16 protein-coding genes are annotated in these 16,195 nt (G+C 45.3%); 8 read left to right on the top strand and 8 right to left on the bottom strand.

Annotated features, from left to right (window positions below; translation table 11 throughout):
- Positions 1-174 precede the first annotated feature (174 nt).
- The 4 genes from QUA04_RS08535 to gmk all read left to right on the top strand — a co-directional run bounded on the left by QUA04_RS08535 (position 175) and on the right by gmk (position 4,054).
- Positions 175-2,277 (top strand): M3 family metallopeptidase, encoded by a 2,103-nt coding sequence (locus QUA04_RS08535; protein ID WP_333255681.1) that lies wholly within the window; start codon positions 175-177, stop codon positions 2,275-2,277.
- Positions 2,278-2,682: 405 nt separating this feature from the next.
- Complete coding sequence (locus QUA04_RS08530; RefSeq protein ID WP_333255679.1) at positions 2,683-2,826, top strand: hypothetical protein; 144 nt, start codon at positions 2,683-2,685, stop codon at positions 2,824-2,826.
- 313 nt (positions 2,827-3,139) lie between these two features.
- Complete coding sequence (remA, locus tag QUA04_RS08525; protein WP_333166994.1) at positions 3,140-3,406, top strand: extracellular matrix/biofilm regulator RemA; 267 nt, start codon at positions 3,140-3,142, stop codon at positions 3,404-3,406.
- 78 nt (positions 3,407-3,484) lie between these two features.
- Positions 3,485-4,054 carry a guanylate kinase gene (gene gmk / locus QUA04_RS08520; RefSeq protein WP_333255677.1) on the top strand — a complete coding sequence of 190 codons (570 nt, stop codon included), beginning with the start codon at positions 3,485-3,487 and terminating at the stop codon, positions 4,052-4,054.
- Here the strand turns inward: gmk and QUA04_RS08515 are convergent.
- A complete protein-coding gene (locus tag QUA04_RS08515) occupies positions 4,051-4,785 on the bottom strand; it encodes a hypothetical protein (RefSeq protein ID WP_333255675.1) in 735 nt (244 codons plus the stop codon). The genes gmk and QUA04_RS08515 overlap by 4 nt on opposite strands.
- A 236-nt stretch (positions 4,786-5,021) precedes the next feature.
- Between QUA04_RS08515 and xseA the strand changes: the two genes are divergently transcribed.
- Positions 5,022-6,191, top strand: coding sequence for an exodeoxyribonuclease VII large subunit (xseA, locus tag QUA04_RS08510; RefSeq protein ID WP_333255673.1), 1,170 nt, complete (start codon positions 5,022-5,024; stop codon positions 6,189-6,191).
- Complete coding sequence (xseB, locus tag QUA04_RS08505; protein WP_333255671.1) at positions 6,188-6,415, top strand: exodeoxyribonuclease VII small subunit; 228 nt, start codon at positions 6,188-6,190, stop codon at positions 6,413-6,415. The genes xseA and xseB overlap by 4 nt, the downstream gene beginning before the upstream one ends.
- A 225-nt stretch (positions 6,416-6,640) precedes the next feature.
- On the opposite strand, the gene QUA04_RS08500 is transcribed toward xseB, so the two are convergent.
- The 6 genes from QUA04_RS08500 to QUA04_RS08475 form a co-directional block, all read right to left on the bottom strand.
- Positions 6,641-10,306 carry a CHAT domain-containing tetratricopeptide repeat protein gene (locus QUA04_RS08500; protein WP_333255669.1) on the bottom strand — a complete coding sequence of 1,222 codons (3,666 nt, stop codon included), beginning with the start codon at positions 10,304-10,306 and terminating at the stop codon, positions 6,641-6,643.
- A gap of 319 nt (positions 10,307-10,625) precedes the next feature.
- Positions 10,626-11,489: a DUF1822 family protein gene (locus QUA04_RS08495; RefSeq protein WP_333255667.1), complete on the bottom strand. Its 864-nt coding sequence runs from the start codon at positions 11,487-11,489 to the stop codon at positions 10,626-10,628.
- On the bottom strand, positions 11,489-12,463 hold the full coding sequence (locus QUA04_RS08490; protein ID WP_333255665.1) for a hypothetical protein: 975 nt from the start codon (positions 12,461-12,463) through the stop codon (positions 11,489-11,491). The genes QUA04_RS08495 and QUA04_RS08490 overlap by 1 nt, the downstream gene beginning before the upstream one ends.
- A gap of 294 nt (positions 12,464-12,757) precedes the next feature.
- Positions 12,758-12,967 (bottom strand): CsbD family protein, encoded by a 210-nt coding sequence (locus tag QUA04_RS08485; protein ID WP_333074046.1) that lies wholly within the window; start codon positions 12,965-12,967, stop codon positions 12,758-12,760.
- Between the two features lie 200 nt (positions 12,968-13,167).
- Entirely contained in the window at positions 13,168-13,995 is an 828-nt protein-coding gene (locus QUA04_RS08480) for a PHP domain-containing protein (protein ID WP_333255663.1), read from the bottom strand.
- A gap of 218 nt (positions 13,996-14,213) precedes the next feature.
- Entirely contained in the window at positions 14,214-14,495 is a 282-nt protein-coding gene (locus QUA04_RS08475) for a hypothetical protein (RefSeq protein WP_333255661.1), read from the bottom strand.
- Positions 14,496-14,969: 474 nt separating this feature from the next.
- On the opposite strand from QUA04_RS08475, the gene QUA04_RS08470 reads away from it, so the two are divergent.
- Positions 14,970-15,296 (top strand): hypothetical protein, encoded by a 327-nt coding sequence (locus QUA04_RS08470; RefSeq protein ID WP_333255659.1) that lies wholly within the window; start codon positions 14,970-14,972, stop codon positions 15,294-15,296.
- 151 nt (positions 15,297-15,447) lie between these two features.
- Here the strand turns inward: QUA04_RS08470 and QUA04_RS08465 are convergent, their stop codons facing one another.
- A complete protein-coding gene (locus QUA04_RS08465) occupies positions 15,448-15,915 on the bottom strand; it encodes a hypothetical protein (RefSeq protein WP_015176387.1) in 468 nt (155 codons plus the stop codon).
- Between the two features lie 55 nt (positions 15,916-15,970).
- Between QUA04_RS08465 and QUA04_RS08460 the strand changes: the two genes are divergently transcribed.
- Positions 15,971-16,135 carry a hypothetical protein gene (locus QUA04_RS08460; protein ID WP_333255655.1) on the top strand — a complete coding sequence of 55 codons (165 nt, stop codon included), beginning with the start codon at positions 15,971-15,973 and terminating at the stop codon, positions 16,133-16,135.
- Positions 16,136-16,195 lie beyond the last annotated feature (60 nt).

Here is a 16,195-nt window from a genome sequence, read left to right as displayed (position 1 = left end):
AGTCAGCAGTCATTAGTCATCAGTCAGAAGGAATACTTTCCCCTCGGACACTGAGACACTCTCCGACTCTCCGACTCACGCCCGATCGAGTCCTACTTTTTCGACAACTGTGTTAAAAGATTAAAAGCTAATCTGTCTAGTTCACCTGTTTTCAACCTGTTACAAGAAAAATCAATGACTGCAACCGTAACTATTGCTGATAACCCGTTACTAATCGGTCAAGGATTGCCTCCATTTGACGCGATCGAACCAGAACACGTAGTCCCCGCTGTTACCCAACTGCTGGCCGAACTAGAAGCCTCGCTAGCTGACTTAGAATCGTCTGTAGAGCCGACTTGGAGCGGCTTAGTAGAACCATTGCAGCGGCTCGGAGAGCGTTTAAATTGGAGCTGGAGCATTGTCGGACATTTGATGGGCGTGAAAAATAGCCCGGAACTGCGATCGGCTCACGAAACAGTGCAGCCGGAAGTAGTAAAATTTTGGAGCAAGCTCAGTCAAAGCAAACCGCTTTATGAAGCTTTTAAAGCGCTGCGGGCCAGCGAAAATTGGGATAGCTTAGAATCAGCTCAAAAGCGAATTGTCGAAGCAGCTCTCCGAGACGCCCAACTCTCCGGCGTCGGTTTAGAAGGCGAGCAAAAAGAGCGTTTTAATGCCATTCAATTAGAATTGGCCGAAATTACTACCCAATTTTCCAATCACGTCCTAGACGCTACCAAAGCATTCAGCATCACCCTCACAAACAAAGACGAAATTGACGGTTTGCCACCGAGTTTGTTGAGTTTAGCAGCTCAAGCGGCTCGCAGCGCCGGCGAAGAAAATGCGGATGCCGAAAACGGCCCTTGGCGGATTACTTTAGACTTTCCGAGTTACGGCCCTTTCATGCAGCACAGCACCCGCCGCGACTTGCGCGAAAAGTTGTACAAAGCTTTTATCGGCAGAGCAAGTAGCGGAGAATTGAATAACTGGCCGTTGACCGATCGCATTTTGGCTTTGCGCCAGGAAAAAGCTGCTTTGCTCGGGTTTAGTAGTTATGCCGAATTGAGCTTGGCGAGCAAAATGGCTCCCGACGTTGCAGCAGTGGAAGCTTTGTTAGAAGAATTGCGCCAGGCTAGTTATGATGCTGCTGTCAAAGATTTAGAAGAATTGAAAGCTTTTGCGGCCGAAAAAGGCGCGGCGGAAGCTGGAGATTTAAAGCACTGGGATATTGGTTTTTGGTCGGAACGGCGCCGGGAAGAAAAGTTTGCTTTTAGTGCCGAAGAATTGCGACCTTATTTTGCTTTGCCACAGGTATTAGAGGGGTTATTTGGATTAGTAAAACGGCTGTTCGGCGTGACAGTAACTGCGGCGGACGGTCAAACTCCTGTCTGGCACGAAGATGTGCGCTATTTCCAAATAAATGATGAAGCAGGAAATACGATCGCCAATTTCTATTTAGACCCCTACAGCCGCCCCGAGGAAAAGCGCGGCGGTGCTTGGATGGACGAGTGCGTGGTGCGCGCTAAATTTGTCGAAGCAGGAAAAACAACTACGCGGTTGCCGGTGGCTTATTTGGTGTGCAACCAAAGTCCTCCGGTTGACGGCAAACCGAGTTTAATGACGTTCTTGGAAGTCGAAACTTTGTTTCACGAATTCGGTCACGGTTTGCAGCATATGCTGACAACGGTAGACTATCCGGGGGCTTCCGGCATCAATAATGTTGAGTGGGATGCGGTGGAATTGCCCAGTCAATTTATGGAAAATTGGTGTTACGATCGCGCGACTTTGTTCGGGATGGCAAAGCATTACGAAACCGGGGAAACTTTGCCGGAACACTACTACCAAAAACTGTTAGCAGCGCGCCACTACATGAGCGGCAGCGTCATGCTCAGGCAAGTACATTTTAGCAGCGTTGACATCGAATTACACCACCGCTATCGATCGGGCGGCAGCGAAACTGTGGCAGATGTCCGCAACCGCATCGCTAAAACTACCACTGTTTTGCCTCCTCTGGAAGAAGACGCATTTTTGTGCGCTTTCGGACACATTTTTGCGGGCGGCTATGCGGCGGGGTATTACAGTTATAAATGGGCGGAAGTGCTCAGCGCTGATGCTTTTGCGGCGTTTGAGGAAGCGGGTTTGGAAAATGAAAGTGCGATCGCCTCTACAGGCAAGCGCTTCCGAGATACAGTGTTAGGATTGGGCGGCAGTTTGCACCCGATGGAAGTGTTTAAAAATTTCCGGGGACGCGAACCGAGCACTAAAGCTTTGTTGAGACACAGCGGTTTAGTTGCGGCTTAATCTGCCTTAATCTACTGTGGAACAACTGGGGATTAATGCGGATGAATTTATCTGCATTAATCCCTGTTTTTTGTTAAACAAGATTTAAGCATATCCTGTATGTTTAGGGGTGCGGTGTGCATGAAGTCTTACCGCTATCCAGCAGATTCAACGCTTATGAAGTACACCACATCTCCTTCGATACCCGTAGGGGCATCGCGAAAGCCTTTGTCCCTACACTTCATAAACCGGGAATACGCTATAATTCATGCGTAAAACAACTTTTTGCGTAAGTTGTATGGTTATAAAATTGATAATTAGAGTCCCACTTTTTATGGTATTAATAAAACTAAAATTTTCACTACCAACCGATTTTATTGTATAACATCATGCAAGAAACATCTGTAGTTTTGCAAATCATCCCCAATGTTTGTGTGGAAAATCGGGCAAAAAGTGCGATCGCCAGCAGCTTTTAGTTTAGGTTGGAAAGCTCATCAAAGCAGCATCAGTCTCAATACTGTTAGTATAGACTTCGATTTGCGAATATTTACTGTCATTTATCACGGGTAATACTTAAAATTCCCTCTTGCGGTAAGTAAATTTATATTTCGCAACATTTACGGGTTGTTTTCTCGATACAGCTAATGCTTTTATTTGCAACTAAAAATCGATGGTTTTACGGAATCTTTAAGATAGAGCGGCAACAGCGAGTCTTTTTTAAATTTTTTATAAAGAACGGGGGACTCGGCGTCAAAATGGTAAAAAATTAATCTCAACTAAAAAACTTAGTTGAGATTAATTTTAGGAGTGTAATAAAAAATATTTGTATATAATAAAAAGTAAGGATTGATAGTTAATAGTTCACCTACAGATTAAGATTTTCATGGATATTCAATTAATTAATATCGGTTTTGGTAACATTGTGTCTGCTAATCGAGTGATTGCCATTGTCAGTCCCGAGTCAGCGCCAATTAAGCGGATTATTACTGATGCGCGCGAGCGAGGACAACTGGTTGACGCAACTTACGGCCGCCGCACGAGAGCGGTAATTATTACAGATTCGAGTCACGTCATCCTCTCCGCGATTCAGCCGGAAACGGTTGCTAATCGTTTTGTGATCAGCAAAGACGCTCAAGGTCGGGATGATTGAGGTTTTTCAGTTGCAATTTGAGCGCTTACAGTTTAGAGTAAGCGAAAACTTGAATTGTTACACGTTTCTATTCTAAAAATGAAATCTGGTAAATTAATTGTTCTGACGGGGCCTAGCGGTGTGGGGAAAGGCACCTTAGTACGATCGCTCCTCAATCGCCATTCCGAATTATATCTTTCGGTATCGGTGACAACTCGATCGCCCCGTGAGGGAGAAATTGAGGGAAAGCATTATTATTTTGTCAGCCGCAGCCGCTTTGAACAAATGGTTGAGGCTGGAGAGTTGGCGGAATGGGCCGAGTTTGCCGGCAATTTTTACGGTACTCCCTATTTTGCTCTCCAGCAAGGAATTGGTGAGGGAAAATGGGTATTGCTCGAAATTGAGCTCGAAGGGGCTAGGCAAATTAGAAATAAGTTTCCAGAGGCGCTGCGAATTTTTATTTTACCTCCTTCTTGGGAAGAATTGGAGCGGCGGCTGCGGAGTCGGGGTCAAGATTCCGAAACTGCCATCGCCCGTCGGTTGGTGCGGGCTAAAGAGGAAATTGAAGCGGCAGGGGAATTCGATTTCCAAGTTGTTAATGACGATTTGGAAGTTGCTTTGAAAAAGCTAGAATCAATACTTAATTTGGTTGAGCTTTCTGGTAACTAATGGCTAATTACCCATTTCTCCGTCCTGGCTAAAACTTCGCTACTTTGTTTGATAGCAACACAAACTTTTAAATTCAATTCCAGAATATTCGATGAAGGCGTAATTTTTCTCAACGGTTCAATTTCGCGAGCAGAACAGCCCAACATTTCCATATAAGCTAGCGTCCAGCCAATAGCTGCAATGTCCCCTACAGTGCCTTCTCCGGCGCAAAGGTAACAATCCAATTCGCCCTCGGACCCACACTCAGGACAAACCCAATTGCCCAGTTGTGAATGGGGCAGATTTATGCGGGAGGCGGATGCAATTGTTAATGCTTTAATATGATTTTGAACTACTTGTTTAAAACCTCGGTTTTGGTTGCTGCGGTGGTCGGAACTACTGTGCGATCGCCCGATTGCTACTGCTTGCTGTTGTGGCGAAGCAAGAGAGGCTGTTGGATTCTCCCTGGTTACTCTAGATTCGCCTAGATTAGCAGTTAGCTGAATACCATAGTCTTTCGACTCTTCAGTCTGAGAGTGGTTGAGTGCGCTGGAAGAATCGGGTTCGGAAGTTGTGAAGGATTGTTCTATGCGATCGGCAAAATCTTGCATTGATAGGTGATGTTCGATCGCCAAAGACCAAGTTCTTTTATGTCGGAGGTCGCCATATTTTCTGGCTTCTTCCTCAGTAATGCCGATCGCCGCAGCCTCTTGGCGCAGCACATTCATCGAAGTCATTGTATCTGATATCATTAGTTTGTTTGCAGTTAAAATTACTATCGTCCGCTCAGCCTACCAATAAATTACCTTAGATATACTACAATAGTCCGGACTATTTTGAGATCCTAGTCGGAAACCCTGGATTTTCCGTTAGCAAGTCGATTCTGCCATAGCCCTGACACCCTTATTTTACGCTTGGCAATCGCACACTGTCCGAAGCATTGATAGTAGCCTAAATCTAAAATCTAAAATCTAAAATCTAAAATTGGATGACTTCAATTCTTCCCGATACAGCTTTATCTGTTGCCGGACTAACATCTTACCTGCAAGACTTGTTGGAGGGCGATCGCAACCTGCAATCAGTTTGGCTGACAGGCGAGGTGTCGAACGTTTCGCACCACCCCAGCGGCTGCTTTTTCACTCTGTGCGACACCGACAAAAGCGCTGCTATTCGCTGCGTGGTGTGGAATTCTCAGCGGCAAAAATTGGTGCAAATCCCGGAAAAAGGGGAACAGTTGCTGGTTTTGGGAAGCATCCGGGTTTACAAAAATCGCGGCGAGTACCAGTTGACTGTTGTGCAATCGCTACCGGCTGGGGAAGGATTGCAGGCTTTGCGGTTGCAGCAATTGCGATCGCGCTTGGATGCTGAGGGTTTCTTCGATCCCGCCCGAAAGCGCCCGATTCCCGCACACCCGCAAATTGTGGCCGTGGTGACATCCGATACCGGTGCTGCTTGGGGAGACATTCAGCGGACTCTAGCCCAAAGATATCCGGGTTTGCAGGTGTTGCTGTCGCCGACAGGAGTGCAGGGAGAATTCGCTGCTGCTGCGATCGCCCGCGCGATCGCCCGCGTAGAATTGGACGGTAGGGCTGATGTGATCATTTTAGGGCGGGGCGGCGGTTCTGCGGAAGATTTGGCTTGTTTTAATGATGAGAGAGTTGTCAGGGCGATCGCGAATTGTGCGATTCCAATTATTACAGGTATCGGGCACGAAAGAGACGAATCTCTCGCGGATTTAGTAGCAGATAAACGAGCCCACACTCCAACAGCGGCGGCGGCTCAAGCTGTACCAATTTTGGCAGATATTTACTTTGAACACAAGCAGCGAATGGTCAATTTAGCAAGTGCTGTGCGGGTCAGATTTCAGGCAGAAGAAGAGCATTTGCAACTGTTACAAAATCGATTAAAACGTTTGCCTGCGACATCCCGAACTTTGCGGCAAGCAACTGGTAAACTGGAAGTATTGCAAGAAAAGTTATCCGCACTGAATCCGGCAGCGGTATTGCAAAGGGGTTATGCGGCGGTAATCCAAAGTGACGGTACGATCGTTCGCACAACTGACGGTTTGGAATTGGGAGAGGAATTGACTGTGAGGTTGAGTCGGGGCGTGCTGAAAGTTAAGATTGTAGAAGTATTGGATGCGGAAGAAAAGTTATGATTGATTCGCAGTTGCGCCAGTCTGACTGGAATTATGAGGAAACGGTCGATCGAATAGAAGCGATTATCGATCGGGTGGAATCGGGAGAGTTGCCTCTAGAAGAGGTTTTCGAGCAGTTTGCGGTGGCTGTGGAGTGTTGGCAGGAGTGCGACAGCTTTTTGGCGCGGGGGAAGGAACAGATGGATTTGTCGATCGAGCTTTTGGCCGCTGAACCCGATTTTTAACCGGAGATAAACTCGGATTAATGTGGATGAAATAGCGCATTTTGCCGAAAGTCCGACAGGGAATTAATGCCCTGTCTCATAGCGAAAGTCCTCGCTATTAGGAGTGTTAAACTCATAGGATTTAGCATGGGAGCCCAGAAACCGGGTTTTTCTACGAAAAGACGCATTGCAGCCGAAAGATTCGGTAAAAAACCCGGTTTCGTCAGCCGGAGCGCCTAAGTCTTGTCAATGCAAACCCTGACAAATAAACCCCGACCAATAACTCAAATCATCAAAAGGATTTGACATAGTGTAAATATTTTCTTTCAAACTTTCATATCCTTTCTTCTGTTTCTGAATCTGATTCTCCCGCTTCGTTATTTTCTTCAACTCCGCCCCCAACTTATTAAACTCATCCGTCTCCTTGCGGTAGGATTTCTGCCGCAATTTTAACTTTTGTTTTTCCTTTTGAACCACCGCCAATTTTGACTTTAAATCCCCAATAATTCTCTGAAGCAATGGATCGATTTGCGCTTGATAAAGCTCTTTCAACTCCGACCCCGAAATTTTCCGCAACCTCACCTGTGCCCGCCACAAAGCCTCTGGACGACTCAAACCTTCCCGACGATAGTGATAGTAAAAAATCGACAACAGCGAAGTAGCAAAATCATCCACCGCCCACAAAGTGCTGACCACACTCCGAGCTCCCGCACACAAAAACCCCGTTCCCAAACTAAGAAGATTATCGGTAATTTCCGTCCCTCCTAAATTAGTTTCGCAGCAGGACATAAACACATCGGATAACTGCGGCAAGCGCCAACCAGGTGTCATCAATTCCCCTAAGGTGATACTCCCGTCTCCTAAAAACAAGCGCGATTCTAAAGGATTGTCTAAACGCGAGACAGCGTGGTGACTGGAGTGGATTATATTCACATTTTGGGCGAGGTTTCGATAGGCTGCGACTGTTGCTTCTTGACTTCCTTTTAAGCGCTCAGGTTTGGTCACAATTTCGGCAATTTGTTCGCACTCAAAAAGAGTGAAGTACAAATCATCAGTGGCATTTTCCACAATCCCGTATTTCGGCGATTCGATGGTTGGGCGTTGATTGCAATACTCCAAGATTCGGCAACTGGGCACGTAACGAATTAGGAATTTGTCACCAAGGAACACCCTTCGTAGGGGCGGTGCCCCCGTGCCCGCCCTCGGTTGGGGGGGTTCTATCGGCAATGCCGCCAGCGGAATCTGATGCAAAAACAGATGCGGAATCACAATCAATTCCTCAATCCCCTCCAAACAATTACCAATCAACTCATCAACTTTCAACCGCTGCGACAACTGAGATAAAAACTCACCCATCCCCTGTTGCCAAATTTTCCTATCCTGCAAATAAGGCGACAACCAACTCTCAAAAATCCACTTCTGAAAATTTCCCCAACCCTCTCCCTGACAAGTGTGAATCTGCGGCGCTTTATCCTTGTAAATCACAAAAACATGAGTGTCATCAGTCGTGGTATAAAAACAGAGAATCGCCGTCTGCGAATTGTCAATGAGTTGCTGCATCGCCGCAAACTGCATCGGATCGACTTGAACTTGTCCCGCTAAAACAGGATCTAAACTGCGAATATTTTCCCAGATTTGCTGTTTCTCCCCTTCCAATTCTTGAATTTTCTCCGTGTAAGCAGACAAATCTGCCCGACTGCGGGACTGACTCCCCACACCTGCTAATTCTTTATTGCCTTCAGAAGGTTTGCGGAGTTGTTCAACTTCTGCGTCAATTTCCCGCTGCTTCGCCTCAAATTCCTGCAAATACTTTTGCACTGCGGGTGGAATTTCGCTGCTAGCATACAAATCATTGCTGTGCATTAAATCGACTAACCGCTGAGCACGGGTTCTGTCGCAATATTCTATGGCTTTTTCCAGTTGGTTGTTGTTGACGCAAGCTTGAATTGCCTTTTCGTAAACACCTATAGATTCAGCTAAAATCTGCTGGCGGATATCGTCGGAAGTTGCCCAACTTCTGCTTTTTTCTACTGCTTGAATTGCTTTCTCGAATCCTTCAAGGGCGATATCCCAAAAACCAGCAGTGAAAGCGGTATTGCCGAGGTTTCTACCTGATTGCAAGGAGTCTAAAGGGAAAGCAGTAGGAGTGCGAATTTCTAATGCTAAGCGGAAACAGGCGATCGCCTCTTCTATATTCGCCGCCCTGACTCCTTCTATTCTATCACTATAGGCATTCCCCAAATTGTTTTGAGTCCCTGCCCACTTTTCGGGATAATTCTCAGGGGTATACACTTTTAAAGCTTCCCGAAAACAGGCGATCGCATCTTCTATATTCTTTGCCCTGACTCCTTCTCTGTCACCATAGGCAGTACCCAAATTGTTTTGAGTCATTGCCCAATCTTCGGGATAATCCTCGCGGGTATAGACATCTAAAGCTAGCCGGAAACAGGCGATCGCCTCTTCTATATTCGCCGCCCTGACTCCTTCTATTCTCTTTCTATAGGCAATCCCCAAATTGTTTTGAGTCATTGCCCATTGTTCGGGATAAGCCTCGCGGGTACGGACTTTTAAGGCTTCCCGATAACAAGCGATCGCATCTTCTATATTCTTTGCCCTGACTCCTTCTCTGTCACCATAGGCAAAACCCAAATTGTTTTGAGTCAATGCCCATTTTTCGGGATAAGCCTCGCGGGTATACACTATTAAAGCTTCCCGATAACAGGCGATCGCATCTTCTATATTCTTTGCCCTGATACCTTCTATTCTGTACCTATAGGCATTCCCCAAATTGTTTTGAGTCCCTGCCCATTGTTCGGGATAATTCTCGGGGGTACGGACTTTTAAAGCTTCCCGAAAACAGGCGATCGCATCTTCTATATTCTTTGCCCTGACTCCTTCTCTGTCACCATAGGCAGTACCCAAATTGTTTTGAGTCATTGCCCATTTTTCGGGATAATCCTCGCGGGTATAGACATCTAAAGCTAGCCGGAAACAGGCGATCGCCTCTTCTATATTCGCCGCCCTGACTCCTTCTATTCTCTTTCTATAGGCAATCCCCAAATTGTTTTGAGTCATTGCCCATTGTTCGGGATAATCCTCGCGGGTATAGACTTTTAAAGCTTCCCGAAAACAGGCCATCGCCTCTTTTATATTCGCAGCCCTGACTCCTTCTATTCTATTACTATAGGTATTCCCCAAATTGTTTTGAGTCATTGCCCATTGTTCGGGAGAATTCTCAGAGGTATACACTATTAATGCTAGCCGAAAACAGGCGCTCGCCTCTTCTATATTCGCCGCCTTGACTCCTTCTATTCTGTCACTATAGGCAGTCCCCAAATTGTTTTGACCCATTGCCCATTGTTCGGGATAATCCTCGCGGGTATAGACTTCTGATGCTGCACTATAACAAGCAATGCCTATTTCTAAATTCCATGCCCGCCGCCCCAGGGGAAACTGCTGAATTAAGTTGCCAAAATTGCCAATAGCGGCTGCAATGGATGCAGCTTCTTCTGAGGTAACTTCTGTGAATGTGGATGTAGCCCAAGCTTGTAAGATTCGAGCAAATTTTAAATCCAATTTGTCGAAATTTTGCTGTAAAATACGATATGCGACTTGAGGATCTCCGCCACTGTCTGACGTTGCTTGCAACACCTCCATCAAAAAAGAAAAATACTCTTGAGGAGTTGCTGTACTGCCGACAAAGTTTGCCAATTGTGTCGCTAGATTCTGCAACCAAGCTGCCTGGGAGTTGCCCTCTGCTGCCATCTTCTCCGCTTCCGCTTCCATGACTTGCACAAAATTGGCATCAACTAACTCTAGATTGGCGTTGAGAATATCATCCTCTTTACCGCTAGCCCACTCAAGCAGGGCTTGAATCAGTTCGAGATAGGCGGCGAGGCGTTGTTCGTCCATTGGAGTTTCCCTTTATTCTGTATATATCTCTATCGGCAATTTGGGGGATAATTATGCAGATTCCTGAAAAATTCTAGATATTTGTCTTTGGAATGTTGTAGGGGCGGGTTCACCAACCACTAGCGCCAAAAACAAATAAACTCGAAAACCCGCCCCCACCCCATGCAAAAAACCCAAAAACGCAATATTTTAATTTTTTTTTCGTATTGATGACTTGTAGGGGCGGTTTTTTTTAATTTTTGATTTTTATCAGATATGGTTAGTGAAGCCGCCCCTACAAGTCATGGAAATTTATCCATATTTCTGGGAGATTGCCGATTTATGACAAGGCAAAATCATCACCATCTCCCCAAATCTCCGCTAACTTCTCCAACAAATCTTCAGCAATCAGATTCAGTTCCGCTTTCACATCCTCCTCAATATCTGAAGCTTTCTCAACAGGTGAAGATTTATCACGAGAGAAAGATATATCTCTATTTCCCAAACCTCCACTGCTAGAACCACTTCCCGCTAAAGCCTTCCCCCCTTCATATCCCCAGTCAGATTTCTCACTACTGTGCAAAACTTTATTCAAAATTGCCACTATTTCAGAAATAGATTTGTTTTGCAAATTCTCCCGAACTTGTGCTTGTACGGGGTCATCTTCTCCCAAATCAGATAGCAACTCTTCAATTTCACCTTGCAACAGCGGAATCGCCAACTCAATTCGATCCAAATAATCCCACAATTCCTCAAGGGGTTTGAGATTAGTTAGAGAAATCTCTTGAATTTCATCATGAATTTCCACAGCCGGAATAAAGCCCAAAAGTTTCACCTTATCGAAAGGTTCGGCAAACTGAACGACGATATATGCAATGCGGTTTCCTCGCACTTGCGGCAGAGAAATCGCCGATTCTCCAAGCTGAACCGGACAGCATTCTATCTTGCCAATCCCCGGCAAAACCAAATCGCCGACATCCAAAACCGCCCGCATTGCTGGATTCCAACTATCACCGCCATCAATATCGGTTTCCATTTCCATCCATTCCAAAAAATAGTTAACTGCCCAAACCGCCAGGGTATTGAAATAAACCCGCTTGCCTTTTTGCGGATTAGCTTGCTCTGAAGCAAATTGCAGAGCTAAATTGCGGGCAGTTTGCTCCAGAGGAATTTGTAACAAATAAGTATCCATGCTATTCACCATTATTCCTCCGGTTGATATCCACATTCTTTAGCAATTCTATTGCCAATCTCTTTGACGAGCTCAAAACCTGTTCTTTTCCAGTGAGAGTTGAGAGTTTGATAGTCAATATTTAACTCTCTGGCAATTACCGATAATTTATCAGGAGGGTCTTTCAGCAGCAATCGCACTGCCAGTATGTGACAATTGGCATCCGGTCGAGGGCGACGATTTTCGGGAGTGTTTGGCTGAGTCTTATCTATTTTTTCATTGGGATAACTGTTTCGCAGTTCTCCCGTCGGATCGTCTTCAATACACTGCCATAGTTTGCGACCGATGCGATCCTTCTTTTTAACTTGTTCTTGCTCAATCAGTTGCTCAATTCCTATGACCGTAGTATCATCAGCCACTCCTTCAGAATCAAATTCTTCACCTATTTTGCTCTTAGTTGGAGCATCCAAACTAAAAGTAAAAGGCTGCCGATCTAACTTGCTGTATTGGTCATATACTTTGCGTTTAACAATTGTATTGAACCGCTTAACCACTCGGGTTTGCAACGCATCATCAGCGATATTATCGAGGTCAATTTCCCGAAAAAATCTCGGCAGCGTTTTGAAAAAACCCCCATAGGCCTCATTCACTGCGCCGTCAAAATCAATATTAGGATTGGCATCGCGATTCTTGCGAATTCCGGGCAAATGGGGAATGAGTTGGCACAATTTATTTTTGAGTCTTTCTTGTTCCTTACTCCCCTCTTGCGAGTCTTTCAAGAGTTGTAGAAGTTGGCGTAACTGTTCGTCGGTGTTCACAGGCACGTTCGGATGACATCGAGATAATTCGATTATCTCAGGGAAAATAGTGCTGTAACCTGCCAACAGTAACAAAGTCAAGGAAATCGGTTTGAGTTCCCAACCCGTGGGTGGAAGCAACAAGTTGAAACTTGCCGCTACAGGAACTAAACCTGCTAAGGGTTCGACGGGGGTATCATGTCTCGTCATAGTCCAGTTTTTGCGTGTTGATACTCTGATATCGCAGGTTTTGGCGGCTTTATGCAGAATTGAGCAAAAATTTTTCGTAAAGGCAATGCGATAAGGACTGAAGTCCTTACTACGAAATTAATCCGGTGTAAAATTAACAATCGTAGGGACTTCTCCACTGCGCTTTTGAAGAGATATCGCAGGAGTCACCCAGTTTATGCACATTCCAAAAATAAATCATATCAAACCCTATTGATACCCAAGGATTTGATATGAAGCGAATTGTATTAGCCAGGATTTGGTATAACGCAGTTTCTACAATTTGTCGATCGACCTTTTGGCTTGATCTGCCAGATTTTTCACCGCATTTTTTGCATCTTCTGCTGCGTGGCGGGCGGAGGCTTCCGCTTGCTTGGCTTTGCCTTCAACCTGGTCTTTTCTGTTGCCCGTAATATTACCGAAAATTTCCTGAGCTTTGCCTTCTAAATTTTTGCCGATCGCCTTTGCTCTGTCTTCTGCACTCATAATAAGCTCCGTTTGGCAAGTTCCTTTAGTAACATTGTAAAATCAACTCCCCTGCAATTGCCTTTAACTTCATATTAATTTATATTCTGCTTGACCTCGGTCTTCTTCTGATGACTTACTGCGTGCAAATCCCTCCCTCAAAAAGCGAAGGATTCCTTTTTTTTACAAATGTATACGTCAGCAATATTAGTTCTAAAAAACTATTTCAAACTCGCCGCAGCAACTTTAATCGGTTCGAGCAATTCTAAGGGCAAATGCAGCATATTCAATTGGGTGCTATCTGCTGCTTTCCTTTCCGGATCGGGGCCGTGATAATCGCTGCCACCAGTTGCCAGCAAACCGTAATGAAGGCACAAATCTTTCAATTTTTGGATTTGGCTATAACTGTGGCTGGGATGGTATACTTCAACTCCCATTAAACCAGCATCTACTAATTCTTTTAAGACTTCCTCAACAGCGCCACCGCGAAATAAATAAGGGTGAGCCCAAACTGGTACTGCGCCACAACTCTTCAGTAAATCGATGCCTTCGACGATCGAGAATTTCTCGTAATGCACATAAGCCGGGCCGTCATCTCCCAGCCAGCGATCGAATGCTTCCCGCGATGATTTCGCGTGACCGGCTTTTACAAGTGCAGAGGCAATATGAGGCCTTCCCGGTGCCATTCCTGGGGATGTTTTGGGCAGTTCGATCGCGTATCCCATTGCTGCTAATTTTTCGACCATTTCCTGCGATCGCCGAAACCGTCCTTGCAGGCGATCGTTCAAAGGAACTCGCAACTTATTTGCATCGGGATAAAAACCTAAAATGTGCAGCGATCGACCGTTGTGAACGGTGCTGAGTTCGAGTCCGGGGACTATTTCGATACCGTGCAAAGCAGCGGCGGCGAAGGCTTCATCCCAACCCGACATCGTATCGTGATCGGTGACGGCCAAGGCGCGAACCCCCGATGAAGCGGCCGCGGCTACGAGTTCGGCAGGGGTGAGAGTGCCGTCGGAATAAGTAGTGTGACAGTGGAGTTCTAGCATTTTTTCTGGTAAGTCAAAGTCTGCGAAATCTGCAATTATTCCCCTCACTCACGCGACATATACCGTCCCTGAGATCGACAAGTTTTTGGGTAATTTTAATCTGTTAGCTGTAATAAGTTGTCGCGCCTTTAATTGGGACATTTATGTTTATTAAAAGCTGGCGTGGGGTGGGCATCTTGCCCGCCTTTTCAGTTGAATTTAGATGCAGAACACCTTAGCTATATCTTGATTTCTCGCATTGGGTGAAGGACACCCTCTGGCAATTTGGAAGGAATGGGCGATATTTCAATACTTTGTATGTTGTGAACTGGGATAACTACCAGTTTATCTGCCAATTCGAGAATTATCGGGTCTGCTGTCAACATTTTGTGCAGGCGAGTGCCTAAAGTTGCTTGCTCTCCTACTGTTCCCTCTGGCGCAATGAACTGGAAGTGTTGCTGTTTGCCGTTGGTATAGTGGATTGTCAGATCGATAATTCTTTCTTGGTTGGTTGCTTGCATAATTTTTTTCCCTAACAGTCGATCGGGACTTTGCAAAATTAACAACAATAAATCAAAACTGGCGATCGCACCACGCTTGGAAAGCTCGTTGGAAAGCTTTTGACTAAACCAGGGTGTGGGTACGAAAGTCTGGTTACTACTAATTTTACCACAAAAACTGTACTGAAACTCGCCAATTTACCAAGTATACAATTGGCAGTCCGGCTGTCTTCGCTCCTTAATGCGCGAGATCCCTCGCCAACAATATTTGGTCGATCGGGCTTTCTTCTATGCCAGTTGGCAAAGTGGCTCAATTTAGCCTCTGTAGCGACTTAACTCAAAGCGGTCTAAAGTCATACAGCAGAGGCATTTGAGCGCTTTGGGTGTCAAGGTTTTTCGAGGGGGGAACTGTGGAGGTTAGGATAGTGGCATTCTGCTGTCACTGCCGTAGAGGATTTTTTTATAAATTAATAACATAACATTCAGGTACAGCTTATGAAATCCACACTTTGTTTTCCCGAAACTTCTCTTCACTCTAACGCAGTCACTGTTAATAATAATGCTATTGACTCTTGTATCCTTGCAGCTTGGATTGACTTAGTAGGAGGAGATTTTGAGAGCTTGGGAGGAGATGATTGGCTTCCCTTGTGCGGCGACATTGATGACGGCGAAATTTACCGGGAATGGTTTTTTTGGCAAGACAGCGAAGTGACTCAAGAGTGGGAAGCTTACGATCCAATTACTAATTATCGAGTTGTGGCCTCTAGCCGAGAAATGCTGATTTCTAAAATTGACCAAATAGAAGATGCCAGAAAAGTTTAGCTGTTCGGGACAACGTTAAATCTTGATGTTCAACTTTAATAAACATTCGGTAAACCAACCCGGTTTCTTCGCCGAAAGGCCTTAAAGAAACCGGGTTTTTAAGATCAAAAATCTAGGTTTGGGTTTAGTTCCACTGGCAGAACATAATAATTTATGTCGCTACTGCTTTTTGTTTTTCTCGTTCTAATTTGCGCTGCTTCAAGGCTGCCAGATTTTGTTTAATCGTGTCGATCGCAAATCCAGCCCCCTGCTGTTGGTATAATTCGCTGGCACGGATCAAATCTGCAACAGCCTCGTCATCCGATCGCAAATTTGCAAAAGCTAAGCCGCGATTGTGGTAAGCTTCTGCTAAAGTTGAAACTTGTTCTACAGCGCTGGTAAATTTATCTTTGGCTTTGCGGTACTTTCCAGACTGATAAGCCTCAATTCCTTGTTGAAAATAAACGGAAGCTTTGCTGCCGCTGTCGGTATCCGGAAATTCTGGGTAAGTTAAAATTGGTTCTTTAAAGAGTACAGAAATGCTGCCCTTGCCGAAGTAAGCCCAAGTCATTGTTCCAAACCCAATCCCTAGCACGAGGGCAATAATGACAGACAGAGCAATAAAATTGGTGAGTTCCATAGAGCAATATTTGTTGTATTATAGTATGATAAGTTAATTCCTAACTTCTGCAACAATGGCTGCGCGGATTTACCTCAACTGGAAATGGTTTTTCGGGTCGCTAGCTTTAGTATTGTCGATCGGCTTAATTACTGCAACTGCAAGTTCTGACGCAGCAACCAACGCGCAAACTCAAGCAGGGTGGCAATTGTTGCAGCGGGGTGATACCAATTTAATATGAAGCTGCATAGAATAGGGCTTCAAGAATAAAATTGTAAGATGACAACGAACTAATTTGCTC

Source organism: Microcoleus sp. S13_C5 (genome assembly GCF_036700845.1).
Taxonomy (GTDB): Bacteria; Cyanobacteriota; Cyanobacteriia; order Cyanobacteriales; family Microcoleaceae; genus Microcoleus.
This window is presented reverse-complemented; position numbering and strand designations above follow the sequence as displayed.